Here is a 5,966-nt window from a genome sequence, read left to right as displayed (position 1 = left end):
GAAATCCATCGGTGAAAAAAACATGCGTCTGCTTCGCAGCCGAGCGGGAGCAACCCCCCCCCCCACAAAAGCTCGTGTCAGGTCAGATCGCGTTATGGCTTTTCAGCCAACCCAATCCCGCTTCGGTGGTGGTCAGCGGCTTGTATTCGCAGCCGACCCAACCCTGATAACCGATGCGATCCAGGTGTTCGAACAGGAACCGATAATTGATCTCGCCGGTGCCGGGCTCGTTGCGGCCCGGGTTGTCCGCCAGTTGCACATGGTTGATCTCGCCCAGGTGCGCCGACAGCGTCCGGGCCAGGTCGCCTTCCATGATTTGCATGTGATAGATGTCGTATTGCAGGAACAGGTTGGCGCTGCCCACCTGCTCGCGGATCGCCAGGGCCTGGGCGGTGTTGTTCAGGAAGAAACCCGGAATGTCGCGGGTGTTGATGGCTTCCATCACCAGCTTGATGCCGGCGCCCTGGAGCTTCTCCGCGGCGTACTTCAGGTTGGCGACGAAGGTTTTTTCTGCCAGCGCTTCGTCGCACTTCTGCGAACGGATCCCGGCCAGGCAATTGACCTGGGTGTTGCCCAGCACCTTGGCATAGGCAATCGCCAGGTCGACCCCGGCGCGGAACTCCTCGACCCGGTCCGGCAGGCAGGCGATACCGCGCTCACCCTTGGCCCAGTCGCCGGCTGGCAGGTTGAACAGCACCTGGGTCAGGCCATGGGCATCGAGCAGGGTCTTGAGTTCAGCGGAGCTGTAGTCGTAGGGAAACAGGTATTCGACACCACTGAAACCGGCCTTGGCGGCCGCTTCGAAACGGGCGAGGAAATCCTGCTCGGTAAACAGCATGGACAGGTTGGCGGCGAAACGCGGCATGGTGGTCTCCTGTAAATAGTTGGCAGGTCCTTGTGGGAGCGAGCCTGCTCGCGATGACGGCCTTTCAGCCATATCTCTATCAACTGACCCACCGCTTTCGCGAGCAGGCTCGCTCCCACAGGAGAAGGTCAGTCGAGCAATGAAATCGCGGTGGGTGCATCGTTACCCACCAGCGCCAGGTCTTCAAATTCATTGACGGCGTTGATCTCGGTGCCCATGGAAATGTTGGTCACCCGCTCAAGGATGATCTCGACGATCACCGGCACCCTGAATTCTTCGATCATCTCCTGGGCCTTGCGCAGCGCTGGCTGGATACCTGACGGCTCGAACACCCGCAATGCCTTGCAACCCAGACCCTCGGCCACGGCCACGTGGTCCACGCCATAACCGTTGAGTTCCGGGGCGTTGAGGTTGTCGAACGACAGCTGCACGCAGTAGTCCATGTCGAAGCCGCGCTGAGCCTGGCGGATCAAGCCCAGGTAGGAGTTGTTCACCACGACGTGGATGTAGGGCAGCTTGAATTGTGCGCCCACCGCGAGTTCTTCGATCATGAACTGGAAATCATAGTCGCCCGACAGCGCCACGACCTGGCGATCCGGATCGGCCTTGACCACTCCCAGCGCGGCCGGAATGGTCCAGCCCAAAGGACCGGCCTGGCCGCAGTTGATCCAGTGGCGTGGTTTGTAGACGTGGAGGAACTGCGCCCCGGCGATCTGCGACAGACCGATGGTGCTGACGTAGCAGGTGTCCTTGCCAAACACTTGGTTCATTTCCTCGTAGACGCGCTGCGGCTTCACCGGCACGTTGTCGAAATGGGTCTTGCGTTGCAGGCTGGCCTTGCGCTGCTGGCAATCCTGAAGCCAGGCGCTGCGATCCTTCAGCTTGCCGGCAGCCTGCCACTCACGGGCCACTTCGATGAACACGGTCAGGGCCGAGGCTGCGTCGGAAACGATGCCCAGGTCGGGGGTGAATACCCGGCCGATCTGGGTCGGTTCGATGTCGACGTGAATGAACGTGCGGCCTTCGGTGTAGACGTCCACCGAACCCGTGTGGCGGTTGGCCCAACGGTTGCCAACGCCCAGCACCACGTCCGACTTGAGCAAGGTTGCATTGCCGTAGCGGTGCGAGGTTTGCAGGCCGACCATGCCGACCATCAATGGGTGATCGTCCGGAATCGTGCCCCAGCCCATCAAGGTCGGGATCACCGGGATGCCGGTGAGCTCGGCAAACTCCACCAGCAAGTCGCTGGCATCGGCATTGATGATGCCGCCACCGGCCACCAGCAATGGGCGCTCGGCCTGATTCAGCATCGCCAGGGCCTTCTCGATCTGCACCCGATTGGCGGCCGGCTTGGCCAGGGGCAGCGGCTGATAGGCGTCGATGTCGAATTCGATCTCGGCCATCTGCACGTCGAACGGCAAGTCAATCAGCACCGGACCCGGACGGCCGGAGCGCATCTCGAAGAAGGCCTTCTGGAAGGCGTAGGGCACCTGTCCCGGCTCCAGCACCGTAGTCGCCCATTTGGTCACCGGCTTGACGATGCTGGTGATATCCACCGCCTGGAAATCTTCCTTGTGCATACGGGCGCGGGGCGCTTGTCCGGTGATGCACAGGATCGGGATAGAGTCGGCCGAAGCGCTGTAGAGGCCAGTGACCATGTCGGTGCCCGCCGGCCCCGAAGTGCCGATGCACACGCCGATGTTGCCGGCTTTTGTCCGGGTGTAGCCCTCGGCCATGTGCGAGGCGCCTTCAACGTGCCGAGCGAGGACATGATCGATGCCGCCAACCTTTTGCAGGGCGGAGTACAGCGGGTTGATCGCGGCACCCGGAATGCCGAAGGCGGTGTCCACGCCTTCGCGGCGCATCACCAGGACGGCGGCTTCGATTGCTCTCATTTTGCTCATCGTTTTGTGCCTCTTACGTTTTGTAATTGTATACAAGTGGCTGTGGGATAGAGTTTATTCACGGCGGGCGGCTTAGGTCAATTGATTTTCTCAAGCAGCTGTTTGGTTCGTCAGATGCCAGATTTTTCTGATGCCTTTTGTCGTTTAAGGTGAATTGAGAAAATTATTGTATACAAAATTAGCTCTTGTTGTGTTCTATTTGCTGAATTCGGTTTTGCTGAAAGTAAAGCCTCGAGGCTCTCCCATGACCAAAGAAGGACAGCACCCATGAGCGATCTCACCTTGAAAATCGCCGTCAGCCTGGCAGGGCAAGCCCTTGCCGCAGGCCGCGAGATCAGCGCAGCCCCCTTGACCGTCGCGATCCTGGACAGCGGCGGACACCTCATAGCCTTGCAGCGCGAGGACGGCGCGAGTCTGCTACGCCCGCAAATCGCCATTGGCAAGGCCTGGGGCGCAATCGCCCTGGGCAAGGGCTCACGCCTGCTGGCTCAGGACGCCCAGCAACGCCCCGCGTTCTTTGCGGCGTTGAATGGTCTGGGTCAAAGCAACATCGTGCCGGCGCCGGGCGGGGTGTTGATCAGGGATCAGGACGGGAAGGTAATGGGGGCGATTGGTGTTAGCGGGGACGTTTCGGATGTGGATGAGCAGGTGGCGGTGAGGGCGGTGGAGGTGTTGGGGTTGAGGGCGGATGCGGGGGCTTGATGTGTTCTGACTGAGCCTGCCATTTCGCGAGCAGGCTCGCTCCCACAAGGGATTTGGGTTGTTCGCAGTTTTGAAGCCAACAACGAACCCTGTGGGAGCGAGCCTGCTCGCGAAGGCAATCCTACTGACACATCCAGCTAAAAGTTGGTACTACGCCTGGACATTCGGCGGGCTAGCCTTCCTCCTGGCTCAACCAAAAAAGGACATGGAATGCCTGGCTTATCTGTTTCACATCGGCTGCGTATCGGCCGCTATTCCGAATCCAATCGGATCTACCTATTAACCACGAATACACTTGGGCGGGAGCCTGTTTTCAAGGACGTCTTCCTCGGCAGGTTGGTCGTCGGTCAATTTCGACAGGCTCAGGACCAGGGTTTTGCCAACTCGTTAGCCTGGGTGGTCATGCCCGACCATTTCCACTGGTTGATCGAACTGCGCAAGGGATCCTTGAGTGAGTTGATGCAAAGGACTAAATCACTGAGTGCCAAGGCTGTGAATCTGCGCCTGAACAATAAAATCAGCCTTTGGCAGCGAGGATTTCATGACCGGGCACTGCGGCGGGAAGACGATCTGGTATTTATGGCGCGCTATGTCGTCGCCAACCCACAGCGGGCAGGGCTGGTAAAGCGACTAGGCGACTATCCGCTGTGGGATGCCATCTGGTTTTGACTTGAAACCGAGGCGTTGCCTTCGCGAGCAGGCTCGCTCCCACAAGGGATTCAGGTTGCTCGCAGATTCTGTATTCACAGCAAAACCCTGTGGGAGCGAGCCTGCTCGCGAATGGGGCGCCGCGGTGATTCAGTCCACCTCACACCCCTTCAAAACCAACCGGATAATCGTCTGCGCCGCCGCTTCGTAATCCGCTTCGTCGAGCTTGGCCTTGCCGGTCACGGCGCTGATCTGCCAGTCGAAATCGGCGTAGGTCTGGGTGGCGGCCCAGATGCTGAACATCAGGTGGTTGGGGTCGATGGGGGCGATTTGGCCGCGGTCGATCCAGGTCTGGATGCAGTCGATGTTGTGTCTGGCCTGGGCGTTGAGTTGTTCGACCAGGTCGGCACTGAGGTGCGGGGCACCGTGCATGATTTCACTGGCGAAGACTTTCGAGGCGAAAGGCAGGTCGCGGGAGATGCGGATCTTGGAGCGGATGTAGTGGCTCAATACTTCGCCCGGCTCGCCGTCGGCGTTGAAGGGCGTGGAAGCCTGGAGGATCGGCTCGATGATGCTTTCCAGAACCTCGCGGTAGAGGTTTTCCTTGGATTTGAAGTAGTAGTAGACGTTGGGTTTGGGCAGGCCCGCCTTGGCCGCGATGTCGCTGGTTTTGGTCGCGGCGAAGCCCTTGTCGGCAAACTCTTCGCTGGCGGCACGCAGGATCAGTTCTTTGTTGCGCTCGCGGATAGTGCTCATAAACCCTGGGGTTCCTTGCCGGTTCTGGCGGTGGCGCATGGTAGCACCGGCCTCGCGAGACGCTCAAGAATGCCCCGAGGCGGCCCGCTCGCGGTATGCTGCGCAGCATTATTGTTCAAGGAGCCCCTCCATGGCTGGAAGCAGTTTGCTGGTTTTGATCGACGACATCGCCACCGTGCTCGACGATGTGGCGCTGATGACCAAAATGGCCGCCAAGAAAACCGCCGGCGTGCTCGGCGACGACCTGGCGCTGAATGCCCAGCAAGTCTCCGGCGTGCGGGCCGAGCGGGAGCTGCCGGTTGTCTGGGCGGTGGCCAAGGGGTCCTTCATCAACAAGCTGATCCTCGTGCCGTCGGCGTTGGCAATCAGTGCCTTCGTGCCTTGGCTGGTAACGCCCTTGTTGATGGTGGGCGGTGCTTACCTGTGTTTCGAAGGGTTCGAAAAACTCGCCCACAAGTTCCTTCACAGCAGGGCTGAAGACCAGGCCGGGCATGCGCAACTGGTGGAGGCGGTGGCCGACCCGGCGGTGGACCTGGTGGCCTTCGAAAAGGACAAGATCAAAGGCGCGGTGCGCACCGACTTCATTCTCTCGGCGGAAATCATCGCCATCACCCTCGGCACCGTCGCCGATGCGCCGCTGACCCAGCAGGTCATTGTGCTGTCGGGCATCGCGATTGTCATGACCGTCGGCGTGTACGGCCTGGTAGCGGGGATCGTCAAGCTCGATGACCTGGGCTTGTGGCTGACCCAAAAGCCAGGGCAGGCCGCCAAAAGCATCGGCGGCGCCATCCTGCGCGCCGCGCCCTACATGATGAAAAGCCTGTCGGTGATCGGTACGGCGGCGATGTTCCTGGTGGGCGGCGGCATCCTGACCCATGGCGTACCGGCGCTGCATCACTGGATCGAAGGCGTAGCGGCCAGTGCCGGCGGCGCCGGGTTCATCGTGCCGACGCTGCTCAATGCGGTGGCGGGGATTGTCGCGGGGGCAGCGGTGTTGGCGGGTGTGCTCGTCGTGAGCAAAATCTGGAAAGCGCTGAAAGGCTAGAACTGGCAATACGAAACAAATGTGGGAGCGAGCTTGCTCGCGAATG

Annotated in this window: 6 protein-coding genes; 3 read left to right on the top strand and 3 right to left on the bottom strand. The window is 60.4% G+C overall.

Annotated elements, in window-relative coordinates:
- Positions 1-82: 82 nt before the first annotated feature.
- Together hyi and gcl are read right to left on the bottom strand one after the other, a co-directional pair.
- Complete coding sequence (gene hyi, locus ACE04F_RS00680; protein ID WP_486104054.1) at positions 83-865, bottom strand: hydroxypyruvate isomerase; 783 nt, start codon at positions 863-865, stop codon at positions 83-85.
- 128 nt (positions 866-993) lie between these two features.
- Positions 994-2,769 (bottom strand): glyoxylate carboligase, encoded by a 1,776-nt coding sequence (gene gcl, locus ACE04F_RS00675; protein WP_486104052.1) that lies wholly within the window; start codon positions 2,767-2,769, stop codon positions 994-996.
- Between the two features lie 267 nt (positions 2,770-3,036).
- Between gcl and ACE04F_RS00670 the strand changes: the two genes are divergently transcribed.
- Together ACE04F_RS00670 and ACE04F_RS00665 are read left to right on the top strand one after the other, a co-directional pair.
- On the top strand, positions 3,037-3,471 hold the full coding sequence (locus tag ACE04F_RS00670; RefSeq protein WP_486104050.1) for a GlcG/HbpS family heme-binding protein: 435 nt from the start codon (positions 3,037-3,039) through the stop codon (positions 3,469-3,471).
- A 210-nt stretch (positions 3,472-3,681) separates the two neighbouring features.
- Positions 3,682-4,140 carry an REP-associated tyrosine transposase gene (locus tag ACE04F_RS00665; RefSeq protein ID WP_486104049.1) on the top strand — a complete coding sequence of 153 codons (459 nt, stop codon included), beginning with the start codon at positions 3,682-3,684 and terminating at the stop codon, positions 4,138-4,140.
- Between the two features lie 129 nt (positions 4,141-4,269).
- Here the strand turns inward: ACE04F_RS00665 and ACE04F_RS00660 are convergent, their stop codons facing one another.
- Entirely contained in the window at positions 4,270-4,875 is a 606-nt protein-coding gene (locus tag ACE04F_RS00660; protein WP_407683818.1) for a TetR/AcrR family transcriptional regulator, read from the bottom strand.
- 130 nt (positions 4,876-5,005) lie between these two features.
- On the opposite strand from ACE04F_RS00660, the gene ACE04F_RS00655 reads away from it, so the two are divergent.
- On the top strand, positions 5,006-5,920 hold the full coding sequence (locus ACE04F_RS00655) for a DUF808 domain-containing protein (RefSeq protein WP_486104047.1): 915 nt from the start codon (positions 5,006-5,008) through the stop codon (positions 5,918-5,920).
- Positions 5,921-5,966: the final 46 nt, after the last annotated feature.

It is taken from the genome of Pseudomonas sp. AGC41, assembly GCF_057334555.1.
This window is presented reverse-complemented; position numbering and strand designations above follow the sequence as displayed.